22 protein-coding genes and 1 tRNA gene are annotated in these 23,346 nt (G+C 71.4%); 14 read left to right on the top strand and 9 right to left on the bottom strand.

Annotation, left to right across the window (positions count from 1 at the left end; all coding sequences use genetic code 11):
• Positions 1–192: 192 nt before the first annotated feature.
• Both KZ813_RS02890 and aroA read right to left on the bottom strand, forming a co-directional pair.
• Positions 193–843 carry a (d)CMP kinase gene (locus tag KZ813_RS02890; RefSeq protein WP_219753484.1) on the bottom strand — a complete coding sequence of 217 codons (651 nt, stop codon included), beginning with the start codon at positions 841–843 and terminating at the stop codon, positions 193–195.
• A complete protein-coding gene (gene aroA, locus KZ813_RS02885) occupies positions 840–2,183 on the bottom strand; it encodes a 3-phosphoshikimate 1-carboxyvinyltransferase (protein WP_219753483.1) in 1,344 nt (447 codons plus the stop codon). Before aroA ends, KZ813_RS02890 begins: the two co-directional genes overlap by 4 nt.
• 100 nt (positions 2,184–2,283) lie before the next feature.
• Between aroA and KZ813_RS02880 the strand changes: the two genes are divergently transcribed.
• The 10 genes from KZ813_RS02880 (at position 2,284) to KZ813_RS02835 (ending at position 8,389) form a co-directional block, all read left to right on the top strand.
• Positions 2,284–2,604: a TIGR02300 family protein gene (locus tag KZ813_RS02880; protein WP_219753482.1), complete on the top strand. Its 321-nt coding sequence runs from the start codon at positions 2,284–2,286 to the stop codon at positions 2,602–2,604.
• Between the two features lie 86 nt (positions 2,605–2,690).
• Positions 2,691–2,766 (top strand) — tRNA-Ala (locus tag KZ813_RS02875).
• A 182-nt stretch (positions 2,767–2,948) separates the two neighbouring features.
• Complete coding sequence (locus KZ813_RS02870) at positions 2,949–3,113, top strand: hypothetical protein (RefSeq protein WP_219753481.1); 165 nt, start codon at positions 2,949–2,951, stop codon at positions 3,111–3,113.
• A 92-nt stretch (positions 3,114–3,205) separates the two neighbouring features.
• Positions 3,206–3,526 carry a hypothetical protein gene (locus tag KZ813_RS02865; protein WP_219753480.1) on the top strand — a complete coding sequence of 107 codons (321 nt, stop codon included), beginning with the start codon at positions 3,206–3,208 and terminating at the stop codon, positions 3,524–3,526.
• A gap of 30 nt (positions 3,527–3,556) precedes the next feature.
• The gene (locus KZ813_RS02860) at positions 3,557–3,928 is read left to right on the top strand and encodes a CsbD family protein (protein WP_219753479.1); all 372 of its coding nucleotides are present in this window, start codon (positions 3,557–3,559) and stop codon (positions 3,926–3,928) included.
• A 13-nt stretch (positions 3,929–3,941) separates the two neighbouring features.
• The gene (locus KZ813_RS02855; RefSeq protein WP_219753478.1) at positions 3,942–5,453 is read left to right on the top strand and encodes a PAS domain S-box protein; all 1,512 of its coding nucleotides are present in this window, start codon (positions 3,942–3,944) and stop codon (positions 5,451–5,453) included.
• Positions 5,450–5,626, top strand: a complete 177-nt coding sequence (locus KZ813_RS02850) for a hypothetical protein (protein ID WP_219753477.1) — start codon at positions 5,450–5,452, stop codon at positions 5,624–5,626. The genes KZ813_RS02855 and KZ813_RS02850 overlap by 4 nt, the downstream gene beginning before the upstream one ends.
• Before the next feature lie 2 nt (positions 5,627–5,628).
• Complete coding sequence (locus KZ813_RS02845; RefSeq protein ID WP_219753476.1) at positions 5,629–6,510, top strand: hypothetical protein; 882 nt, start codon at positions 5,629–5,631, stop codon at positions 6,508–6,510.
• A gap of 60 nt (positions 6,511–6,570) precedes the next feature.
• On the top strand, positions 6,571–6,714 hold the full coding sequence (locus KZ813_RS02840; protein ID WP_219753475.1) for an entericidin A/B family lipoprotein: 144 nt from the start codon (positions 6,571–6,573) through the stop codon (positions 6,712–6,714).
• 145 nt (positions 6,715–6,859) lie between these two features.
• Complete coding sequence (locus KZ813_RS02835) at positions 6,860–8,389, top strand: tryptophan halogenase family protein (RefSeq protein ID WP_219753827.1); 1,530 nt, start codon at positions 6,860–6,862, stop codon at positions 8,387–8,389.
• A 182-nt stretch (positions 8,390–8,571) separates the two neighbouring features.
• Here KZ813_RS02835 and KZ813_RS02830 read toward each other — a convergent pair whose 3' ends face one another.
• Positions 8,572–9,054: an Lrp/AsnC family transcriptional regulator gene (locus tag KZ813_RS02830; RefSeq protein ID WP_219753474.1), complete on the bottom strand. Its 483-nt coding sequence runs from the start codon at positions 9,052–9,054 to the stop codon at positions 8,572–8,574.
• A 112-nt stretch (positions 9,055–9,166) separates the two neighbouring features.
• Between KZ813_RS02830 and ald the strand changes: the two genes are divergently transcribed.
• From ald to mdoH, 3 genes are all read left to right on the top strand, one after another.
• Positions 9,167–10,252: an alanine dehydrogenase gene (gene ald, locus KZ813_RS02825; RefSeq protein WP_219753473.1), complete on the top strand. Its 1,086-nt coding sequence runs from the start codon at positions 9,167–9,169 to the stop codon at positions 10,250–10,252.
• A gap of 114 nt (positions 10,253–10,366) precedes the next feature.
• Entirely contained in the window at positions 10,367–11,893 is a 1,527-nt protein-coding gene (locus KZ813_RS02820; RefSeq protein WP_219753472.1) for an OpgD/OpgG family glucan biosynthesis protein, read from the top strand.
• Positions 11,890–13,707, top strand: coding sequence for a glucans biosynthesis glucosyltransferase MdoH (gene mdoH / locus KZ813_RS02815; RefSeq protein WP_308461768.1), 1,818 nt, complete (start codon positions 11,890–11,892; stop codon positions 13,705–13,707). Before KZ813_RS02820 ends, mdoH begins: the two co-directional genes overlap by 4 nt.
• Before the next feature lie 67 nt (positions 13,708–13,774).
• Here mdoH and KZ813_RS02810 read toward each other — a convergent pair whose 3' ends face one another.
• From KZ813_RS02810 to KZ813_RS02785, 6 genes are all read right to left on the bottom strand, one after another.
• Complete coding sequence (locus tag KZ813_RS02810; protein ID WP_258046370.1) at positions 13,775–14,062, bottom strand: hypothetical protein; 288 nt, start codon at positions 14,060–14,062, stop codon at positions 13,775–13,777.
• Between the two features lie 89 nt (positions 14,063–14,151).
• Positions 14,152–14,937 carry an SDR family NAD(P)-dependent oxidoreductase gene (locus KZ813_RS02805; protein WP_219753471.1) on the bottom strand — a complete coding sequence of 262 codons (786 nt, stop codon included), beginning with the start codon at positions 14,935–14,937 and terminating at the stop codon, positions 14,152–14,154.
• A 13-nt stretch (positions 14,938–14,950) separates the two neighbouring features.
• Positions 14,951–16,129, bottom strand: a complete 1,179-nt coding sequence (locus KZ813_RS02800; RefSeq protein ID WP_219753470.1) for a zinc-dependent alcohol dehydrogenase — start codon at positions 16,127–16,129, stop codon at positions 14,951–14,953.
• Positions 16,126–16,716, bottom strand: coding sequence for an SRPBCC family protein (locus KZ813_RS02795; protein ID WP_219753469.1), 591 nt, complete (start codon positions 16,714–16,716; stop codon positions 16,126–16,128). Before KZ813_RS02795 ends, KZ813_RS02800 begins: the two co-directional genes overlap by 4 nt.
• 97 nt (positions 16,717–16,813) lie before the next feature.
• Complete coding sequence (locus tag KZ813_RS02790) at positions 16,814–17,809, bottom strand: SDR family oxidoreductase (protein ID WP_219753468.1); 996 nt, start codon at positions 17,807–17,809, stop codon at positions 16,814–16,816.
• Between the two features lie 477 nt (positions 17,810–18,286).
• Positions 18,287–20,323, bottom strand: coding sequence for an NAD(+) synthase (locus KZ813_RS02785; RefSeq protein WP_219753467.1), 2,037 nt, complete (start codon positions 20,321–20,323; stop codon positions 18,287–18,289).
• Between the two features lie 90 nt (positions 20,324–20,413).
• Between KZ813_RS02785 and KZ813_RS02780 the strand changes: the two genes are divergently transcribed.
• Positions 20,414–23,296, top strand: a complete 2,883-nt coding sequence (locus tag KZ813_RS02780; protein ID WP_219753466.1) for a PAS domain S-box protein — start codon at positions 20,414–20,416, stop codon at positions 23,294–23,296.
• The last annotated feature ends 50 nt before the right edge of the window (positions 23,297–23,346 follow it).

The raw sequence follows: 23,346 nt of genomic DNA, 5'->3' as shown, positions 1-23,346 counted from the left end.
CGAAAAGGCGCGAGAGGACCTGCCTGTCGCGCCATGCCTCCGCGAGCCCCAGCCCACCGGACCATGGCTATATAGCGGATTAGCGAAGGGCGGACAAGCGGGTGGTGCGTGGGTGGCGGGGTGCTGCCACCCTACCTCCACGCCGGTGGGCGGGTAGGCGCATGGCACAGCTCTCCCGCGGCCGTCGCTCCCTCACGCTGTCGGCGCGGTCGCCGCGGCGGCGCGTGCGAGCCGTGCCTCGACCAGCGCGACCGCCTTGGCCACCGCGGCCTCGATCGACAGGAAGCTGGTGTCCAGCTGCGTCGCGTCGATCGCGGGCACCAGCGGCGCGGCGGCGCGCGAGCTGTCGCGGTCGTCGCGCGAGCGGATGTCGGCCAGCACCTGGTCGTAGCTGGTGTCGTCGCCGCGCGCGCGCAGCTCGGCGTGCCGCCGCTGCGCGCGGATCATGGGCGTGGCGCGGACGAAGAGCTTGGCGTCGGCGTCGGGTGCGATCACCGTGCCGATGTCGCGCCCGTCGAGCACCGCGCCGCCGGGCTGATGCGCGAACCTTCTCTGCCGCTGCAGCAGCGCCGCGCGTACCAGTGGATGGGCCGAGACGATCGAGGCGGTCTGTCCGGTCGCGTCGTCGCGCAGCGCGGGATCGGCGAGCAGCGCCTCGTCGAAGCCGCACGCCGCCACCGCGTCCGCCTCGATCGCCGGGTCGAGCTCGAGCCGCGTCACGGTGAGCGCGACCGCGCGGTACAATAGCCCGGTGTCGAGGTGCGGCAGGCGATAGTGAAGCGCCAGCGCGCGCGCGATCGTGCCCTTGCCCGATGCCGCCGGGCCGTCCACCGCGATGATCACGCCGTTTCTCCGGAAAGCTGTGCAAGTTGTTGGTAGAAGGCGGGATAACTGGTGGATACCGGGCTCGCGTCGTCGAGGGTGATCGGGTCGCGCGCGTGCAATCCGGCCACCGTCATGCTCATGGCGATGCGATGGTCGAGCTGGGTCGCTACCGTGGCGCCGCCCGCGATCGTCGCGCCGCCGCTGCCGCGAACGGTGAGCCCGTCCTCATGCTCCTCGGTCGTGACGCCGTTGGCCTCGAGCGCGGCGCGCATCGCGGCGATACGGTCGCTCTCCTTGACGCGCAGCTCCTCGGCGCCGCGCGCCACGGTCGCGCCGTCGGCGAAGGCGGCGGCGACGAAGAGCACCGGATACTCGTCGATCATCGACGGCGCGAGTTCGGGCGGCACCTCGATCCCGCGGAGCGCGGCGTGGCGCACGCGCAGGTCGGCGACGGGCTCGCCGCCGACGGTGCGCGGGTCGAGCTCCTGGATGTCGGCGCCCATCAGCCGCAGCGCGGTGACCAGCCCGGCGCGGGTCGGGTTGAGCCCGACATTCTCGATCACCACGTCGCTGCCCGGCACCACCGAGGCGGCGACCATCCAGAAGGCCGCGGACGAGGGATCCCCGGGCACGACGATCGACTGCGGTCGCAGCTCGGCCTCGCCCTCGATCGCGATGACCCGGCCGCGCGGCCCCTGCTCGATCGAGAGGCGGGCGCCGAAGCCGGCGAGCATGCGCTCGCTATGGTCACGCGTCGGCACCGGCTCGATCACGCGCGTGATGCCCGGCGTGTTGAGCGCCGCGAGCAGCACCGCCGACTTCACCTGTGCCGAGGCGACCGGCAGCTCGTACGCGATCGGCACCGCGGGGACGAGGCCGCGCACCGTCAGCGGCAGCCGACCGCCCGGCGAGGAGGTGATGTCCGCGCCCATCTGCGCCAGCGGGGTGATCACCCGCCCCATCGGCCGACCCGAGAGCGAGGCATCGCCGACGAAGGTGGCGCTGATCGCGTGGCTCGCCACCAGGCCCATCAGCAGCCGCGTCGAGGTCCCCGAATTGCCCATGTCGAGCGCCTGCGACGGCTGGAGCAGCCCACCGACGCCGACGCCCCGGACGCGCCACACCGCGTCGTCGCCGCGCGTGATCGTCGCGCCCATCGCGCGCATCGCTGCGGCGGTGGCGAGCACGTCCTCGCCCTCGAGCAGTCCCTCGATACGGCTCTCGCCGACCGCCAGCGCGGAGAGCATCAGCGAGCGGTGGCTGATCGACTTGTCGCCGGGGACTCGGATGCGGCCGGAGAGCCGTGCGGGCGCGCGGATCACGCGCGGGGAAGGGGAGGAGTAAGGGGAATGCGCCATTGTGCGCGGTGCTTGCCAGCCGGGTTGTGCTATGGCAAGGCGCGCCCCACTTCGACGGTCACACATCGTCGATCCACCCATCCGAAAGGCTTTTCACGGCATGATCAAGCCGGAATGGGGCACGAAGCGTACGTGCCCGAAATGCGCGACGCGTTTCTACGACCTCGAGAAGGACGACCCCGTCACCTGCATCAACTGCGGTTACGCGTGGGAGCCCGAGCCGATCCTCAAGTCCAAGCAGCCGCTGCCGTTCGAGCAGGCGAAGCCGGACAAGCAGGAGGCCGACACCGACCTCGCCGGTGACGACGAGGATCTGGACACCAACGAGGACGAGGAGCCCTCGGCCGACGACGAGGTGGACCTCGGCGGCGACGACGATCTCGGCGTCGAGACCAGCAACGACGACGACGAGAATAACTGAGGTCTAAAAAAAATACAGGGCAGGCGGCTCAGGCCGCTTGCCAATCCGGCGGCCCCCGGCTAGGGGGCTGCCTCCCGGGAGGGAATGGGGCCGTAGCTCAGCTGGGAGAGCGTCGCAATGGCATTGCGAAGGTCAGGGGTTCGATCCCCCTCGGCTCCACCATTCCCTCGGTCCGCCAGCCGCGCCGGACCCCCGCACCAGCCCTGATCGACGCGCAGCCGCGACGGCCCCGTCTACCAGCCGCGCCTACTAGGCCGTTGGTACTTCAAGCTCATTTCACCAGTCCCGCGCCCCGCCTACCTGATCCGTGCGGCCGATCGGCCACGAACAGGGACGGAGCGGACATGGCGACCAAGACGATCGACCGGGCATATCTCCTGCGCCGCTCCGAGCAGCACCTGATCCGCGCCGCGCGCGCCAGCGACGATGCCGCGCGCGTGCTGCACCAGCGCTTCGCCGACCTGTATCGCGCGCGTGCCAACGGCGAGCACCTGGTACAACAGGACTAGTCCCTGAGCGCAAAGTTACCAGGAACACCCTAATCTGCGATAGGTTTAGCTCCCGAACCGGATGGATGTGACGCCGGCGAGGGAGGGTAGATGTGAGAGAGACCGCCGCCGTCATCGGCCTGGCCCTCGCGGTGACGGCCTGCGCCGCCCCGTCCACGCGGATCGCGAACGGGCTCCAGCGCTACGGCCTCGATCCGGCGCGGTCACGCTGCGTGGGTGACCGGCTCGAGCGCTCGCTCACGCTCGGCCAGCTCCAGAAGCTCGGCAAGGCTGCGGCAGCCTACGGACGCGACGACCCCGATCCCGGCCGACTGACGGTCGGCGACCTCCTGCGCGTGGCGGGCGAGATCAAGGATCCGACGATCGCGTTGGAGGTGGGCAAGGCGGCCGCCGACTGCGGTGTGTTGCCGTGAACCCCGATCACAGATGACAGGAGAAGAGTGATGAACAAGCATGAGCTTCACGGCGGCGCACGCTATGTGGGCGGCAAGGTCGAGAAAGCGGTCGGCGACGCGGTCGACAGCCGCGACTGGCAGGTCAGCGGCGTGAAGGATCAGGTCGCCGGCGGCGCCGAGAACCTGTTCGGTCGCGCCCAGTCGATCGCGGACGACGTCGCCGACGCCGCACCCGGGCTGATCGAGGAGGCCCGCGAGAAGGCGGGTGACGCCGCGGCACGCGCGTCAGACGCGGCCCGGCGCGACGCGCACGAGGCACGCTCGGCAGTGAGCGGTGGCGACGCGCGGCTGCTGTGGGCAGCGGTGGCGGCGGTCGGCGGTTTCGCGCTGGGCTGGCTCGTCAGCGACCGGCGCGGCTGACGCGGGAGCGCGCGTGGCACCGTCGCTCAAATCGCTGCGAGAGACCGTCGACCTGCGGCATCTGCGGCAGATCATCGCCGGTCTCGACGAGGGCGTGATCCTGATCGATCCCGACGAGACGCTGTTGTGGGCCAATGCCGCGGCGCTGGCGATGCACGGGGTCGAGCGGCTCGACGAGCTCGGCGACACGGTCGACGCGTATCGCGCGCGCTTCCAGCTGCGCTACCGCAACAACCACCGGCTCGAGGCGGACGATTACCCCATCGAGCGGGTGGTGGCGGGCGATTCCTTCTCCGAGGTGGTGGTCGAGGTCACCGTGGCGGGCGAGAGCGAGCCGCGCTGGGTCCATCAGGTGCGCAGCCTCGTGCTCAACGACGGCGACGACGACGCGCCCTCCTGCGTCGTGCTGGTGATCCAGGACGTCACCGCGCGCTACGAGGCGGAGGACCGGTTCGAACAGTCGTTCAACGCCAACCCCGCGCCGGCCGTGATCTGCCGCCTCGCCGACCTGCGCTATGTCAAGGTGAACCAGGGCTTCCTCGAGATGACCGGCCACGCGCGCGACCAGGTGCTGTGCAAGACCGTCTATGACATCGACGTGCTGCGCGGCGCGGAGCGGCGCGAGCTCGCGAAGGAGCGGCTCGCCGAGGGGCGCACGATCCCGCAGATGGAGGCCGAGCTCGAGCTGCCGGGCGGGGGCACGAAGCTGGCGATCGTGGCCGGCCAGCCGATCGACATGGGCGACCAGCCCTGCATGCTGTTCACCTTCGCCGATCTCGAGCCGCGGCGGAAGGCGGAGTCGCAGCTGCGCCACAGCGAGGAGCGGTTCACCCGCACCTTCCAGATGGCGCCGGTACCGATGGCGATCGGCGCGCGCGACGGCCATCTGCTGTGCGAGGTCAACGCCAGTTTCACCGCGCTGACCGGCTATGCCGCGACCGAGATCATCGGCCGCTCGCTCGCCGACGTCGGCCTGTGGTCGAGCGACGAGGTGCAGGCCGAGATCGTCGCCGCGATCGAGCACGGGCGCGACCTGCGCGCGCACGAGGCGCGCATCGCCGTCAAGGACGGCGGCGCGATCGACTGCCTCGTCTCCACCGAGGCGATCACGCTCGGCGACGACGCCTGCCTGCTCTGGGCCTTCCAGGACATCACCCGACGCAAGGCGACCGAGCTCGAGCTGGTCGAGGCGATCGAGGCGGTGATGAAGGACACGAGCTGGTTCAGCCGGTCGGTCATGGACAAGCTCGCGCGGCTTCGCGCGCCCCAGCCCGACGCGGGCGGGCCGGGGATCGACGATCTCACCGCGCGCGAGCGCGAGGTGTTGGCGCTGATCTGCCGCGGGCTCGACGACAAATCGATCGCGCGCGCGCTGGGCGTCTCCGGCAACACCGTGCGCAACCATGTCGCGCGGATCTACGCCAAGATCGGCGTCAACCGTCGCACCGCCGCGGCCGCCTGGGCGCGCGCGCGGGGGTTCGAGAGCGAGGCGGTCGCGGTCGGGCCGCGGGAGGTGTCAGCATGACGGAGGATACCCGGCGGCGAGAGGCGGCCGACCGTCGCCGCGCCAAGGGAGCGGCGCGCGCGGCGATCGGCAAGCTGATCGGCGACGACGCCGCGGTGCGCGACGGGAACGCGCAGCAGCAGGAGGCGGGGCGGACGACGGACCCCGCCCGCAAACAGAGAGAACAGGAGTGACTATGGCGACGAATGTGACGGGCGGCTACGCGCCGCTGGACGAGGTGGCGCTCGCGCGCACGGGCAAGCGCGTGTCGTGGGGCGCGATCTTCGCGGGCGTGGTGCTGGCGGTGGCGGTGCAGCTGCTGCTCGGCATCCTCGGCACCGGCATCGGCCTGTCGATGGTCGACCCGGTCGAAGGGACGACCCCCGGCGCGACCGGCTTCGGCATCGGCGCCGGCCTCTATTGGCTGATCACCACCGTGGTCGCACTCGGCGCGGGCGGCTATGCCGCGGCGCGGCTGTCGGGCGTGACCGAGCGGTTCGATGCCCTGGTCCATGGGCTCGTCGTGTGGGGCGTGACGCTGATCCTCACCTTGTACCTGCTCACCTCGGCGGTGGGCGGCATCATCGGCGGCGCGTTCCGCACGGTCGGCGCGGTTGCGGGTGCGGCCGGCTCGACCGTCGGCGCGGCGGCGCCACGCGTGGCGCAGCTCGCCGGCGTGGATCAGGAGGACGTGCGCGACGAGGCCTCGGCCTATCTCGCCGACGCGCCCAACGACCCGGCGCAGATGACGCCAGAGCAGGCGCAGAAGGAGATCGCCCGGCAGCTCCCCGCCCTGGCGCGTGGCGGCACCGACGGTACGCGCGCGGAGAGTCGTATCGTCGACATCGTCGCCGCGCAGCGCAAGGTCAGCCGCACCGAGGCGCAGGCGCAGGTGACTCGCGCCAAGCAGGACTTCGTCAAGGCGAAGAACGACGCGGTGCAGACCGCTAGGTCCGCCACCGACGCCGCCGCGGGCGCTGCCGCCAGCACCTCGTTCATCCTCGTGCTCGCGCTGCTCGCCGGCGCCGGCGCGGCCGCGTTCGGCGCGACGGCGGCGACCCGCCGCCGGCCGCGCTGATCACCCGCGGCGGGCCAGCGTACCCGGTCCGCCGCACCCTCTCCCTGGAAGGAGCCTGACATGACCAAGACACTTGGCCTCGGGATCGGCCTCGGCGCGCTACTCGCGCTCACCGCCTGCAACACCGTCAACGGCGCCGGCAAGGACCTCAAGTCGGCCGGCACCGCCGTCTCCGACGCGTCGGGGACCGACAAGAAGAAGTGAGCCCCTGCCGCGTGCGGCCGGGCGGTCGGGGCGTGCCGCCGAGGCGCGGTCCGGCCGCCCTCGTACGCGGCCGCTTCCCGCCGCGACGTGGCTGCGCCAAAGGTGGCGTCGCGCCGCGTCGCGCACGGGAGGAAGAGAGCGGGTGATCAACGAGCATACGATTCGCGACGTGGTCATCCTCGGCGGTGGGACCGCGGGGTGGATGGCCGCGGCGGCGCTGTCGCGCTTCCTGGACAACGGCGTCACGCGGATCACACTGGTCGAGTCGGAGGAGATCGGTACCGTCGGGGTCGGCGAGGCGACGATCCCGCCGCTGATCACCTTCAACCAGATGCTCGGGATCGACGAGGACGCCTTCCTCCGCGCGACCGCGGGGACGTTCAAGCTCGGCATCGAGTTCGTCGACTGGGGCGCGATCGGCGAGCGTTACCTCCACCCCTTCGGCGCGCACGGCCGCGACCTGCAGGGGATCCACTTCCACCAGCTCTGGCTGCGCGCGGCGCGGCGCGCGCGCGAGTCGGGCGGTAGCGTTCCCGACCTCGCCGACTGGGCGGTGAGCGGGGTGGCCGCGGCGGCCAACCGTTTCGCACGCGCGGCGCCCGACGCGCCCGCGCCGCTGCGTGACCTGCGCTACGCCTTCCACTTCGACGCCGTGCGCTACGGCGCCTTCCTGCGACGCTACGCCGAGGACGCGGGCGCGACGCGGGTGGAGGGGCGCGTCGTAGAGGTGCGCCGCGACGCGACGAGCGGGCACGTCGCCGCGTTGCGCCTCGCCGACGGGCGCGAGGTGGCGGGCGAGCTGTTCCTCGACTGCTCGGGTTTCCGCGGGCTGCTGATCGAGGAGACGCTCGCCACCGGCTACGAGGACTGGCGCCACTGGCTGCCGAGCGACCGCGCGGTGGCGGTGCCATGCGCGCTGCCAGGCGACCCCGAGCCGTACACGCGCGCGACCGCGCGGCCGTTCGGCTGGCAGTGGCGCATCCCGCTGCAGCACCGGCTCGGCAATGGCTATGTCTATGCCAGCCGCTACCTCGACGATGACGCGGCCGAGGCGGCGCTGCTCGAGTCGCTGGAGGGGGAGCCGCTCGCGGCGCCGCGGCGCCTGTCGTTCGTCGCGGGGCGGCGGACGCTGGCGTGGAACGCCAACGTCGTGTCTCTCGGGCTGGCCAGCGGTTTCGTCGAGCCGCTCGAGTCGACCTCGATCCACCTCGTCCAGGCCGGGATCGCCAAGCTGATCGCGCTCTTCCCCGACCGCCGCTTCGACCTCGAGGAGCGCGACGAGTACAATCGCCACATGCGCGACCTGTACGAGGACGTGCGCGATTTCATCATCCTCCACTACAAAGCGACGCGCCGCGCGGACACGCCGTTCTGGGATCAGGTGCGCACGATGGACGTGCCCGAGACGCTCCGGCGCCGGATGGCGCTGTTCGCGGGCAAGGGGCGGATTTTCCGGGACACCGCCGAGCTGTTCACCACCGCCAGCTGGGTGGCGGTCGGGCTCGGCCAGGGGCTGGCGCCCGCCGATTATGAGCCCGCGGTCGACGCGCTCGACGAGGCCAAGGTGGCCGCCGCGCTGCGCCAGATGCACGCCGCCTGCGCCGCCGCGGTGGCGACGCTGCCGACGCACGCGGATTATCTGCGGCGGTCGGGGATCATGGCGGTGGAGGGGTGAGATGCCCGTTCAGCCGTGATCGGTGCGGTCACCGTCCCACATCGGCGTCATGCCAACCTCGTTCCAGGATCGGCGGTGCGGCTCGCCCGAAACGCGCGGCCCTCGCGGGCCGGAGGATCCTGAGACGCGTCTAAGGATGCCTTCGGCGGGGCGGGGCGGCCCGAACGTCACCGCCGCACGCCTCACTCCAGCAGAGTCAACGGCAGGCGCGGTGCCACCACCTCGCGCAGCACGAAGCCCGATTCCATCTGCGTGACGCCCGGCAGCCGTGACAATTCCTCGCGGTGGATGCGGGCGAAGTCGCCGAGATCGCGCGCCCGCACCGTCACCAGATAGTCGTAGCTACCCGACATCAGGTCGCAGCGCACCACCGAGGGGCTGACCGCGATCGCCTGCTCGAACGAGTCGAGCACGTCCTTGCGCTGGCTCTCCAGCGTCACCTTGATGTGGACGATCGTCGCGCAGCCCAGCTTCGTGAGGTCGAGCCGCGCGGCATAGCCGGTGATCACGCCGGCCTCCTCCAGCGCGCGCTGGCGCCGCGCCACCGCGGTGGCGGAGCGGCCGATCGCCTCGGCCAGCGTGAAGGCGGTCGCGCGCGCGTTGCCGAGCAGCAGCGCGATCAGGCGGCGGTCGATTCGATCGAGGGCGGTGGATTCCTGCGCCATGCCTCTGCTTAACGCATGAACTCGGCGGAAAGTCACGTTGCCTAGCGCTCGTTCGCGCGGACTCGGCGCGGCGTCGGCGCTATCCTGCGCGCAGGATAGAGGAGCCTGGAACATGCGCGTCGGCGTACCCAAGGAGATCAAGAACCACGAGTATCGGGTCGGGCTCACGCCCGGCGCGGTGCGCGAATATGCCGCGCGCGGCCACGAGGTGGTGGTGCAGACCGGCGCCGGCGCGGGCATCGCCGCCGACGACGAGGCCTATCGTGCCGCCGGCGCCGCGATCGTCGACACCGCCGAGGAGGTGTTCGCCACCGCGCAGATGATCGTGAAGGTCAAGGAGCCGCAGCCGAGCGAGTGGGTGCAGCTGCGCGAGGACCAGATCCTGTTCACCTATCTCCACCTCGCACCCGATCCCGATCAGGCCAAGGGCCTGATGGCCTCGGGCGTCACCGCGGTGGCCTATGAGACGGTGACCGACCAGCGCGGGCACCTGCCGCTGCTCGCGCCGATGAGCGAGGTCGCGGGCCGGCTCTCGATCGAGGCGGCGGGCACCGCGCTCAAGGCGGTCAACGGCGGCCGCGGCGTGCTGATCGGCGGCGTGCCCGGCGTACAGCCCGCGCGCATCGTCGTACTGGGCGGGGGCGTCGTCGGCACGCATGCGGCGCGCATGGCGGTCGGGCTCGGCGCCGAGGTGACCGTGATCGACCGCTCGATCCCGCGGCTGCGCGAGCTCGACGAGCTGTTCGGCGGGCGGGTGCGCACGCGCGTCTCGACGCTGGAGGCGATCGAGCACGAGGTCGCCGAGGCCGACGCGGTGATCGGCGCGGTGCTGATCCCCGGCGCCTCGGCGCCCAAGTTGGTGACCCGCCCGATGCTCGCGCTGATGAAGCCGCGCGCGGTGCTGGTCGACGTCGCGATCGACCAGGGCGGCTGTTTCGAGACCAGCCACGCCACGACCCACGCCGAGCCGACCTATGAGGTCGACGGCGTGATTCATTACTGCGTCGCCAACATGCCCGGCGCGGTGCCGCTCACCTCGAGCCACGCGCTCAACAACGCGACGCTGCCCTACGGCCTGGCGCTGGCGGATCGTGGCTACGCCGCCGCCGAGAGCGAGGCCGGGCTGATGGAGGGCGTCAACGTCCGCGGCGGGCGGATCGTCAACCGCGTGGTGGCGGAGGCGCTCGGGCAGGGATGAGGCAGAGCGTCGCGCTCCTCCGACAGGAGCGCGACGCCTCCGCTCGTCACCTCACCGGGTCGACACATCGCTGCGGCGTTGCAACAAAGCCGCACGTCGCCTGTTTCGCTACGCATGCGAAACCTCTCCCGACGCGACCTGATCAGCACGGCCGGCGGCGCGTCGCTGGTCTCCAGCCTCACCTGGGCCGTCCCCGGCCTGACCCAGGGCGGGGGCGCAGGCGGGGCGGGCGGGGAGACGCCCTTCTCCTGGGCGATCCTGCAGCAGCGCGCCGCCGCGCTGGCGAAGCGCCGCTACCAGCCGCCGCGCGAGAGCGCCGCGGCCAAGGCGCTCGACTTCGACGCGGTCGGCAACATCCGCTTCAGGCCCGACCGCACCGTGGCGGGCGGCATCCGGCTATTCCCCCTCGGCAACGGCGCGGTCACCCCGGTCGCGATCAACCTCGTCGAGAACGGCCGCGCGCGCCCGATCGTCTTCTCGCCCGAGCTGTTCGAGGGCGGCAAGGTCTCGCCCCCGCCGGGCTTCGCCGGCTTCCGCGCGATGGAAACCGGGCGGGAGAGCGACTGGCTCGCCTTCCTCGGTGCGTCCTATTTCCGCAGCGCCGGTTCGCAGGACCAATATGGCCTGTCGGCGCGCGGCATCGCGGTCGACACCGGCCTGGCGCGCGAGCAATTCCCCAATTTCACCGAGTTCTGGGTCGAGCGCGAGGGCGACCAGAGCTACGTCATCTACGCGCTGATGGATGGCGAGAGCCTCACCGGCGCCTATCGCTTCGTCAGCCGCCATCCCAAGGCGGTGGTGCAGGACGTGTCCTCGGTGCTGTTCCTGCGCCGCGCGGTCGAGCGGCTCGGCGTGGCGCCGGTGACCAGCATGTTCTGGTACGACGACCGCACGCGCCGCGGCGCGACGGACTGGCGCCCCGAGATCCATGACTCGGACGGGCTCGCGCTGATCAGCCGCGAGGGCGAGCGCGTGTGGCGCCCGCTGCGCAACCCGCCGCAGCCCGCGACCGACAGCTTCGCCGCCGACGACGTCCGCGGCTTCGGCCTGCTCCAGCGCGATCGCCGCTTCGACCATTATCAGGACGACGGCGCCTTCTACGACAAGCGGCCCAACCTCTGGGTCGAGCCCCGCGGTGCCTGGGGGAAGGGGCGGGTGATGCTCTACGCCTTCCCGACCGACAGCGAGACCGTCGACAATGTCGTCGCCTTCTGGACTCCGGGCGCACCGGTGCGCGCGGGGCAGCGGCTGCAGTTCGACTATCGCCTCACCTGGACCTCGGACGATCCGAGCCTCGATCGCGCCGCGCACGCGATCGACGTCTGGGTCGGTGCCGCCGGTCGGCCGGGGCTGCCCGCGCTGGCGGGAGCGAGCAAGCTGGTCGTCGACTTCGTCGGCGAGTCGCTCGCCGGCCTGGATCGAGAGAGCAAGGTGACCGCGGAGATCGGCGTGACGCGCGGCACGCTGTTGAGCAGCGCGGTCTATCCGGTCGTCGGTCAGCAGAACCACTGGCGGGTCACCGCCGACATCCGCCCCGAGGCGGCGGGCGGTAACACGGCGCCGATCGACGTACGGCTGTATCTCAAGCGCAGCGAGGCGGCGCTGAGCGAGACGCTGCTCGTGCCGATCTATCCCGCGTGAGCGAGCTGCCGCCGCGGCTGCCCCCCGAGGCCCCGATCGCGATGCCCGAGCAGCGGTTCGACGGACCCCCGCCGCTGCCCTCCGCGCCACCGCCGATCGTCGGCGCGATCGGTTCGCCGACCGACATCCTCGCGCGCCGCGCCATCCTGGTGCTGCTGACGCTGGTACTGGCGCTGTTCGCCTCCACCTCGCTCAAGGAATCGGTGCTGAGCGACGGTATCGGCGTGACCGACGCGTTGCTGCTGGTGATCTTCTTCCCGCTCTTCGCGCTGCTCGCCTTCGGCTTCATCAACGCGACGGTCGGTTATGTCGTGCTCACGACCGGGCTGCACCCCGGCTTCCGCCCGGTGCCGCGCTGGTCCGAGCCGCTGCAGGGCCGCACCGCGGTGCTGATGCCGGTCCACAACGAGGACGTGGCCGACGTGTTCGGTCGGCTCGCGCATATGGCGGAGGCACTCGAGCGCGTCGGGGCGGCGGCATCGTTCGACTTCTTCGTGCTGAGCGACTCCGCCGCCGACAACGAGGGTGAGGAGCTCGCCGCCTGGGAGATCCTCTCGCGCCGCAGCGCCTGCGCGATCTATTATCGCCGCCGCACCGAGAACGTCGGGCGCAAGCCGGGCAACGTCGCGGAGTGGCTGCGGCGCTTCGGCGCGGGCTACGATTACATGCTGATGCTGGACGCCGACAGCCTGATGGGCGGCGAGACGATCCTGGGCATGGCGCAGATCATGGACCGCCGCCCCGCGGTGGGGCTGCTCCAGACCGTGCCGCAGGTGATCGGCGCGCGAACGCTGTTCCAGCGCTGGATGCAGTTCGCCAGCCGCATCTACGGGCCGATCGCCACCGCGGGGCTGGTGTGGTGGTCCGGGCCCGAGGCGACCTTCTGGGGCCATAACGCGCTGATCCGCGTGCGCGCCTTCGCCGAGAGCTGCGGTCTGCCGGTGCTGCCCGGCAGGCCGCCGTTCGGCGGCACGATCATGAGCCACGACGTGGTCGAGGCGGCGCTGCTGCGGCGGCGCGGCTGGCGCGTCCACATGGTGATGACCGAGGACACGTTCGAGGAATATCCGCCGACGCTGATCGACGCCGCGGTGCGCGACCGGCGCTGGGCGCAGGGCAACCTCCAGCATCTCGCGCTCCTCCACGCCTCGGGCTTCCACTGGATCAACCGGCTCCAACTGCTGCTCGGCGCGGCGGGCTATCTCGCGTCACCTTTATGGCTGCTGCTGATCACCGTCAGCGTGGTGCAGGCGGTGCGCGGCGAGCGCGGGCTGATGTCGGGTGACTCGACCGGCACGGTGCTGTTCGTCACGCTGGCGCTGCTGTTCGGGCCCAAGTTGCTCGGCGTGCTCAACGCGGTCGCGGACGTGCGGCTGCGCCGGTCGATGGGCGGGACGGGCGCGATCCTGCGCTCGGTCGCGCTCGACGTGCCGCTGTCGACGCTCGCGGCGCCCGCGATCGCGCTGACCCAGACGATCGACCTGATCGGCATCGCGCGGCAGCGCCGTGCCGAGTGGCAGCCGCAGAACCGGCACGGTGACTCATTGGCGATGGCGGCGATCCTCCCGCGTTACCGCTGGCATCTCGCGATGGGCGTGCTGCTGCTCGCGTTGACGCCGCTGATGCCGCTCACCGCCCTGTGGCTCGCGCCGGTGACGCTCGGGCTGCTGCTGTCGCCGCTGATCGTGCAGTGGACGGCGAGCGAGCGCTGGGGTCGGCGCGCCGCAGGAGGTCGGCTGTTCCTCACCGACGCCGGCGTGCCCGAGCCGCAGCCACTGCCGATCCTCACCGGCGTCACCGATCGGGGTGCCTGACCCGCCAAGAAAAAGGGGAGCGTCCGGATGGACACTCCCCCTTCCTCAACACGCATGATCGGTCAGCTCAGTTGCTGTCCGAATCGTCGTTGCCGTCGTCGGCGATGATGATGATGCCGGCGACGACCGCCGCGGCAGCCACGGCCGCCACGATCAGCCCGCCACCCGCGATCGCCTTGCTGTCCTTCGCGGTCGCCGCGCTGGCGCGCGACGACTTGGCGACCGACAGGCTGGCGGCCGGATTCGCCGGCGCCGCGACCGCCGGAGCGACCGAGAGCGAGGCGGCAGCGGCCGCGACCAGATACTTACCAAGCTTCATTACTAATCTCCCCGGGAGGAGCGGCCCGTCTTCCATGCTGCGACCGCAAAGGCAATTCTGAACTGACCCAAAACGCGACGGGTCGATGAGGATCAGCGATCGCGCGCCGCGGTCGCCGGACCCCTTCACTCCTTGGCCGTGCCTGGCTCGGCCATGTTGCGGTGCATATGCGCAGTCACCTCGGCGGGGAGGACGTGAGCGGCCGCGGCCTGGAGCTTGTTCTTCCAGCCCGACACGATCGAGTGTTTGCCCGCCATCAGCGCGTCCCAGCCGTCGCGCGCCACCTTGGCAGGGTCGGACTTGCTGTCCGAGGTGCCGACGGCGGTGTCCATCATGTCGGCGCGGTCGAAGAACTCGGTGTCGACCGGCCCCGGCATCAGCGTGGTGAGCGTGATCCCCTCATGGTCCTTGAGTTCGTCGCGCAGCGCGTCGGTGAAATGGTCGACGAACGCCTTGGTGCCGTTGTAGACCGCCTGGAAGCTGCCGGGGATGAAGCCCGCGATCGAGCCGGTGACCAGCACCTTGCCGTCCCCGCGCGCGGCCATCTGGCGCAACACCTGATGGAGCAGGTAGGTGGTGCCGGTGACGTTGGTGTCGATCACACGGCGCCAGTCGGCGACGTCCTGGTCGAGGAAGGCGCGACCGAGCCCGACGCCCGCGTTGGCGCAGAGCAAATCGATAGAGCGCCCCTCCGCCGCGGCGAGCAGCTGGTCGACGCCGTCGATCGTGGCGAGATCGGCCTCGACCGAGCTGACCTGCGTGCCGAACTGCTCGAAGTCGGCCGCGGCCGCGTCGATCAGCGGCTCGTCGGCGACGACGAGGATGTCATAGCCGTTCCGCGCGGCGAGCGTCGCCAGCTCGAAGCCGATCCCGGTCGAGGCACCGGTGATGATCGCGAATTTCTCTGCCATGTCCGTTCTCTCCTCAGTCCAGACCGGGCTTGAGCACGATCTTGGTGACCTCGTTCTGCTGGTCGTGGAACATCTTGTAGCCCTTCGGCCCCTCGCTCAGCGGCAGGCGGTGCGAGATGAGGAACTCGGTGTCGATCTTGTCCTCGAGGATCGCCTGGAGCAGCGCGGGCATGTAATGCTGGACATGGGTCTGCCCGGTCTTGAGCGTCAGACCCTTCTCCATGAAGGCGCCGAGCGGCCATTTGTCGACGAACCCGCCGTAGACCGCCGGCATCGACACGCGACCGCCCTTGCGGCAGGCGATGATCGCCTGGCGGTTGGCGTGGGCGCGGTCGGTGCCGAGGAAGGTCGAGGCCTTGATCTGGTCGAGCACGTTGTCGACGAAGAAACCGTGCGCCTCCAGCCCGACGGAGTCGATCACCGCGTCGGGGCCGATCCCGCCGGTCATCACCATCAGCGCCTCGTAGACCGCGGTCTCCTCGAAGTTGATCGTCTCCGCGCCGAAGCGCTTGGCGAGCGCGAGGCGGTTGGGGAAATGGTCGATCGCGATCACGCGCTCGGCCCCCATCAGGAAAGCCGACTGCACCGCGAACAGCCCGACCGGGCCGCAGCCCCAGACCGCCACCGTGTCGCCCGGCTCGATGTCGGCGTTCTCGGCGGCCATCCAGCCGGTGGGGAGGATGTCCGAGAGGAACAGCACCTTGTCGTCCTCGATGCCGTCGGGGATGACGATCGGGCCGACGTCGCTGAACGGCACGCGGACATATTCCGCCTGTCCGCCGGCATAACCACCGGTCATGTGGCTGTAGCCGAACAGCCCCGCCATCGGCTGGCCGTACAGCTCCTGCGCGATGTCCTGGTTGTCGGCGGGCAGCCCGTTGTCGCAGGCGGAATATTGGTGCTTCGAGCAGTGATAGCAGCTGCCGCACGAGATGGTGAAGGGGACCACCACGCGCTGCCCCTTCTCGAGCGTCGACTTGGGACCGACCTCGACCACCTCGCCCATGAACTCATGACCGAGGATATCGCCCGACTGCATCGTCGGGATATAGCCGTCATAGAGGTGGAGGTCCGAGCCGCAGATCGCGGTGGAGGTCACCTTGATCACGCAGTCGCGCGGGTTGACGATGCCAGGATCGTCGACCGTGTCGACGCGGACGTCGTGCTTGCCATGCCAGGCGATCGCCTTCACAGCCCCATCTCCTCATATTGCTGGCGGTTCATCGCGGGGGTGGCGATCTCGCCGGTCTCGAGCAGCTGCTTGAGCCGGCGCAGGTCGCGGCGCGCCTGGATCGCGGGCTCACGCTGGAACATCTTGGCGATCAGCTTGCCGACTACCCCGCCGGGCGGGTCGTAGAGGATCGTCGCGATCAGCACGGTGCCGCGCGCTCCGCCGTCGTGGAACTCGACCCGGCCCGAGTTGGGCACCTCGGTGCCGTCCTCGCTGGTCCAGGCGAGGAGGCGGTTCTCCTCTTCCGCGGTGAGCCGCGCGTCCCACTCGACCGTGCCCCCCGCCGGCGCCTTCACCACCCAGTGCGAGCGCTGCCGGTCGAGCACCTCGATCCGCTCGACATTCTCCATGAAGCTGGGGAAGTTGGCGAAGTCGCGGAAGTAGGCATAGACCTCCGCGACCGGCCGGTTGATCGTCACCGCGCGCGCGGTGATCTGCGTGCCGCTCGCCTCGGGGATCGAGGCCTTGGCGCGCTGGACCGAGTCGCGCCGCTTGGAGGCGGCGAGAGGGGCGTCGTCGTGCTGCTGGTGGAGCGGCTGGTCGGCCATCACGGGCTCCTTCTTGTCTACTGCCCCACCAAGCGCGCGCTACCGCTTTCCGTTCCTCGCCAAAATCAACGGCTTAATCTGGCTCAATGGGCTTCTGTCACGGGCTCCCCTTGCCGCCGTGCGCGCCCACCGCGGTGCCCGTGGAGAAGCTGGTCCCGTCCTCCGCCAGCGCGACGTAGAGCGGCGCCAGCTCGGCCGGCTGGCCGGCGCGGCCCATCGGCGTGTCCTGGCCGAACTCGCCCATCTTGCCGGGCAGCTGCCCGCCGGCGACCTGGAGCGGGGTCCAGATCGGCCCCGGCGCCACCATGTTGACGCGGATGCCCTTCTTGGCGAGCTGCTTGGCTAGCCCCTTGGTGAAGATGAGGATCGCGCCCTTGGTGGAGGCATAGTCGAGCAGCTCCTCGCCGGGGTCGTAGCTGTTGACCGAGCCGGTGTTGATGATCACCGAGCCCGGCGGCATCGACGGGATCGCGGCCCTGGCGATCCGGAACATCGCGAAGATGTTGGTCTCGAAGGTGCGCACCATCTGCTCGTCGCTGATCTCGGAGATGTCCGCCTTGCTCTGCTGATAGGCGGCGTTGTTGACGAGCAGGTCAAGGCCGCCGAGCCCGCGCACCGCGTCGGCGACCAGCTTGGTGCAGGCGCGCTCGGTGCGGATGTCGGCGGGGAGCAGCACCGCCCTGCGCCCGGCCTGCTCGATCAGCGCCTTGACCTCCTGCGCGTCGGGCTCCTCGCTCGGATGATAGTTGATCGCGACGTCGGCGCCCTCGCGCGCGAAGGCGATCGCGGCGGCGCGCCCGATCCCGCTGTCCGCGCCGGTGAGCAGCGCCTTGCGCCCGGTGAGCCGGCCCGAGCCGCGGTAGCTGGTCTCGCCGCTGTCGGGGCGCGGGTTCATCTTGGACTGGAGCGCCGGCCAGGGCTGGCGCTGCTCGGGGAAAGGCTGGCTGGTATATTTGCTACGCGGGTCGCTCAGCTTGACCGGGCCGGCGGGCGCGCCGGCGGCGCCCTGTGCCGCCGCGCCGGTGGCGGTGAAGGCGAGGCCGGCGGCGGCGCCGCCCAGGATGGTGCGGCGCGTCGTGCCCTGATCGTCCATGTCGCTGATCTCCGTAGGGTATTCGCGCCGAACGGGTGAGATGGGCGGAGGTTCAGTGAGCTGCGTGCGCGGGAGCGCGGCGGGACCCCGCGAATGTTGAGTCGGTCGCGGGCTCGGCCTGGCCGGGCGTGAGGCGCTGGTGACGGGCGATCAATGGGTTGGCGGGAACGACGGGCGCGAATGTTGCGAATGTTGAGTCGCTGGCGCGAACGTTGAGGAAGCTGGGGGCGACCGCATGGGTGAGAGGTCGACCATGTCAAAGAGCGTGCCGGCATAGAGCGACGACCGCGGTGTAGGACAGACTCGGATCCTCCCCGCGGGCGGGGAGGGGACCGCCGGCGAAGCCGGTGGTGGAGGGGGGCTTCGGCGGACGCTGCGCTGCGTGGAGAGCCCCCTCCACCACGCCGCTACGCGACGCGGTCCCTCTCCCCGCCCGCGGGGAGGATCTCGGGGGCGGCCCGGCCTAGCTTTCACCCCTCACGGCCCGTTCGCCGCCAGCTCCGCGAGCCACGCCGCGGCCGTCCCGTCCGACGGCGCGCGCCAGTCGCCGCGGGGCGACAGCGCGCCGCCCGCCGACACCTTCGGCCCGTTGGGGATCGCCGAGCGCTTGAACTGGCTCGTCTGGAAGAAGCGCACCAGGAAGCGCTCGAGCCACAGCCGCACCGTCTCCAGGTCGTAGGCGGCGCGTGCCGCCTCCGGATAGCCGAGCGGCCAGCGCCCGCGTGCCGCGTCGCTCCAGGCATGCCACGCCAGGAAGGCGATCTTGGAGGGCGCCAGCCCGTGGCGGATGACGTAATGCGCGAAGAAGTCGTTGAGCGCGTATGGCCCGATCCGGCTCTCGGTGCTCTGCAGTTCCTCGCCCGGGACCAGCTCGGGCGAGATCTCCTGCCCCAGGACGGACTCGAGCACGGCGTCGGTCGCGGCGTCATATTGGTCGGTCGCGATCGCCCAGCGGATCAGGAACTGGATCAGCGTCTTGGGCACGCCGGCGTTGACGGCATAATGGCTCATCTGGTCGCCGACGCCGTAGGTGCACCAGCCCAGCGCCAGCTCGCTCAGGTCGCCGGTGCCGACGACCAGCCCGTCGCGCTGGTTGGCGATGCGGAACAGATAGTCGGTGCGCAGCCCCGCCTGGACGTTCTCGAAGGTGACGTCATACACTTCCTCGCCGCGTCCGAACGGATGGCCCATGTCCTCGAGCATGCGCGTCGCGGCGGGCCGGATGTCGATCTCCTCCGCGGTGACGCCGAGCGCGTCCATCAGCTTCCAGGCATTGCTCCTGGTGCCCTCGCTCGTGGCGAAGCCGGGGAGCGTGATGCCGAGGATGTCGGTGCGGGGGCGACCGAGCCGGTCCAGCGCCTTGGCCGCGACGATCAGCGCGTGCGTGCTGTCCAGCCCGCCCGAGACGCCGATCACCAGCCGCCTCGCTCTCGCCGCGACGAGGCGCTTGGCGATGCCCTCGACCTGGATATTGAACGCCTCGTAGCAGTCGGCGTCGAGCTTGGCGGGATCGTTGGGGACGAACGGGAAGCGGCGCAGCTCGCGCCTCAGTCCGACGTCGGCATGATCGGGCCGATGCTCGAAGGCGACCCGGCGGAAGCGCGTCTCCGGATGTCCGAGAAGCGCCGCACTGTCGTTGAACGTGCCGTTGCGCAGCCGCTCCTGCGCGAGCCGCTCAAGGTCGACGTCGGCGATCGCCAGCTCGGGCTCGTGCGCGAAGCGCGTCGACTCGGCGAGCAGCTCGCCGAGCTCGTGGACCGTGCCCTGGCCGTCCCAGGCGAGGTCGGTGGTGCTCTCGCCGGCGCCGGCGGCGGAATAGACATAGGCGCACATCGCGCGCGCCGACTGCGACGCCGAGAGCATCATCCGCTCGCGCGACTTGCCGATCACCACGTTCGACGCGGACAGGTTGGTGCACACCAGCGCGCCGGCGAGCGCGCCGAGCGTCGAGGGCGGGGTGGGGGACCAGTAATCCTCGCAGATCTCGGCGTGGAAGACGAAGCGCGGCAGGTCGGCCGCGGCGAAGATCAGGTCGGTGCCGAACGGCACGTCCGCGTCGCCCAGTCGGATCGTCAGCCCGGCGAGACCCGCGCCGCTGGCGAACCAGCGCTTCTCGTAATATTCGCGGTAGTTGGGCAGGAAGGTCTTGGGCACGACGCCGAGCACGCGGCCGCGTGCGATCGCCAGCGCGCAATTGTAGAGCCGCCCCGCGCGCTCCAGCGCGGCGCCGACCAGCAGCACCGGGCGCAGCTCGGCCGAGGCCGCGGTCACCGCCGCCACCGCGTCGAGCGTGGCACCGCGGGACGCGGACTGGAGGTGGAGGTCGTCGATCGCGTAGCTGCTGAGGTTCAGTTCGGGGAAGACGACGAGGTCGACCGCGCCCTCGTGCGCGCGACGCGCCAGCGCGACCGCCGCCGCGGCGTTGAAGGCCGGGTCGCCGACGCTGGCGGGCGGGGTGGCCGCGGCGACGCGCAGCAGGCCGTGGTGGTGGATCGAGCGGAAGGCCGGGTTCATGCCCCAGGACTAGCCGCCCGCGCGCCGCGCCACCACCCGGCGTATCGTAACTTCTCTCCGTCGCCGCGGCGCGCTAGGCTGGCGCTCGCGATGAACCCACCGCTAACCTCGGCGAGCGACCCGACGCTATTGTTCGCCCACGGCGGCGAGATGGGGCAGCGGATCCTGGCGCACGACTGGTCGGCCTCGCCGCTCGGCGCGATCGCGGGCTGGCCCGCCGAGCTGCGCAACGCGCTCGCGCTGGCGCTGCCCGCGCGGGTCGAGATCGTGCTGTTCTGGGGGCCCGACTATGTCGCGCTCTACAACGACGCTTATGCGCCGACGATCGGCATCAAGCATCCGCGCGCGCTCGGCCAGCCCGGTCGCGTGGCGTGGAGCGAGATGTGGGACGATCTCGAGCCGCTGCTGGCGCATGTGCGCACCACCGGCGAGACCTTCGCCGCGAAGGACCGTCCTTTCTACATCGAGCGCGGCGGGCAGGGCGAGACGGTCTATTTCGACGTCAGCTACTCGCCGGTGCCGCTGGCCGACGGCAGCGTCGGCGGGGTGCTGTGCATCGTCTCCGACACCACCGCGCGGGTTCGCGCCGCGCGCGCCATGGCGGAGGACCGCGAGCGGCTGCGCGAGATGTTCGACCAGGCACCCGGCTTCATCGCGGTGCTGCGCCAGCCCGGCCATGTCGTCGAGCTCGCCAACGCCTCGTATCACCGGCTGGTCGGCGGGCGCGACGTGGTCGGCCACGCGCTCGCCGAGGCGGTGCCCGAGGTGGCGCAGCGCGGGCTGATCGACAAGCTCGACGGCGTGGTCGCGACCGGCCGGCCCTATCGCGGCACCGAGGTGCCGCTGCTGCTGCCGCGCGACGACGGCATGATGGAGGAACGTCGCCTCGACTTCATCCTCCAGCCGGTCACCGACGCCGCCGGCCTGGTCACCGCGGTGTTCGTCGAGGGCACCGACGTCACCGAGCGCCACCGCGCCGAGAGCGCGCTGGCGCTGAGCCGCGACTCGCTCGAGCTGGCCACCGAGGCGGGCGAGATCGGCACCTGGGACTATGACCTGGCCGCCGACCGCTTCTCGTGCTCGCCGCGGACCTGGGGCATGTACGGGATCGCGCCCGGCCCGGCGCAGTCGCTCAACGAGTTCGCCGCGCTGCTCCACCCGGAAGACCGGCCGCGGGTGCGCCAGGCCTTCCTCGCGACGATCGATCCGGCGCGGCGCGCGCGCTACGACATCGAGTATCGCACCTGTCCCGCGTCGGACGGCTCGGTGCGCTGGCTCGCGGTGCGCGGGCGCGGACTGTTCGAGGGCGAGCGCTGCGTCCGCGCGATCGGCACGGTGATCGACGTCACCGCGAGGAAGCGCGAGGCCGACGCGCTGCGCGAGAGCGAGGCGCGCTTCCGCATGCTCGCCGATAGCCTGCCCGCCCTGGTGTGGCTGACCGACGGGGAGCTGAACCTGACGTTCGCCAGCGAGGGCTTCCGCGCGATCCTCGGCGTCGCGCCCGAGGACGTGGTGGCGGGGGGCTGGCTCTCGCTGCTGCCGAGCGAGCTGCGCGCGGCGGCCGCGCGGCGGCTGGTCGAGCGGCAGCGCGCGCGCGACCCGCTCAGCGGCGACTATCGCCTGCTGACGCGCGCGGGCGGCGAGCGCTGGGTCCATGCCGAGGCGCGCCCGCGCTTCCTCGGCGAGACGTTCCTCGGCTATGTCGGCTGCGCGATCGACGTCACCGAGGCGCATCTCGCCGGCGAGCGGCTGGAGGCGCGGGTGGAGGAGCGCACCGCCGAGCTCACCCGCCAGATCGCCGAGCGCGAGAAGGTGGAGCAGACGCTCCACCAGCTCCAGCGGCTCGAGGCGATCGGCCAGCTCACCTCGGGCGTGGCGCACGACTTCAACAACCTGCTCACCGTGGTGCTCGGCAACGTCGAGATGGTGTCGCGCGCCGCCGCGCGCGGTGCGATGACGCCGCGCGCGCTCGAGCAGCTCGACCATGTCCGCGCCGCGGCCGAGCGCGGCGCGACGCTGACCGCGCAGCTGCTGGCCTTCTCGCGCCGCCAGCGGCTCGAGGCCAAGGTGGTCGATCTCAACGCCGCGGTGACCGGGCTGGTCCCGCTGCTCGAGAGCACGCTCGGGCGCTCGATCGCGATCGAGGCGGCGGTGTGCGACCAGCCCTGGCCGGCGATGGTCGATCCCACCCAGCTCGAGCTCATCCTGCTCAACCTGGCGATCAACGCGCGTGACGCGATGCCCGGCGGCGGCACGCTGCGGGTGAGCACCGCCAACGTCACGCTCGGCGCGCCGGTGCGGCCCGAGGAGCCGTCCGCGGGCGACTATGTCCGAGTCGCGGTGAGCGACACCGGCACGGGGATGACCGCCGAGGTGCTGGCGCGCGCGTTCGAACCCTTCTTCACCACCAAGGAGGTGGGCAAGGGCTCGGGGCTGGGGCTGGCGCAGGTGTTCGGCTTCGCCAAACAGTCGGGCGGCGGCGTGCGGATCGACACCGCGCCCAACGAGGGGACGCGGGTCTCGGTCTATCTCCCGCGCGCCGAGGCGGCGCCGAGCGTGGCGGCGGAGGGCGAGGAGCGCGGCGGGGGCGGCTCGGTCGCGGGGCGGCGCGTGCTCGTGCTCGACGACGAGGACCGCGTGCGCGAGATCACCGCCGACGCGCTGCGCGACGCGGGCTGCCGCGTGGTCGAGGCGGCGGACGGCGCCGCCGCGCTCGAGGCGCTCGACGCCGACCCCGCGATCGAGGCGGTGGTGGCGGACGTGGCGATGCCGCTGATGACCGGGGTGGAGTTCGCGCGGCGCGCGCGCCAGCGCCGGCCGCGACTGGCGGTGCTGTTCGTGACGGGCTATGCCGATGCCGAGGAGCTGGCCGGCGTGCCCGCGCCGCAGGTGATCCGCAAGCCGTACACGCGCGCGCAGCTGATCGAGCGGCTCGCCGCGCTGCTCGCCCCCGCCGAGCTGTCCCGCGGCTGACTCGCCGGTTCAGCGATCGTTCTACCATCCAGCGCTAGACCGTGCGCATG

Source organism: Sphingomonas folli, from assembly GCF_019429525.1.
Taxonomy (GTDB): Bacteria; Pseudomonadota; Alphaproteobacteria; order Sphingomonadales; family Sphingomonadaceae; genus Sphingomonas; species Sphingomonas folii.
This window is presented reverse-complemented; position numbering and strand designations above follow the sequence as displayed.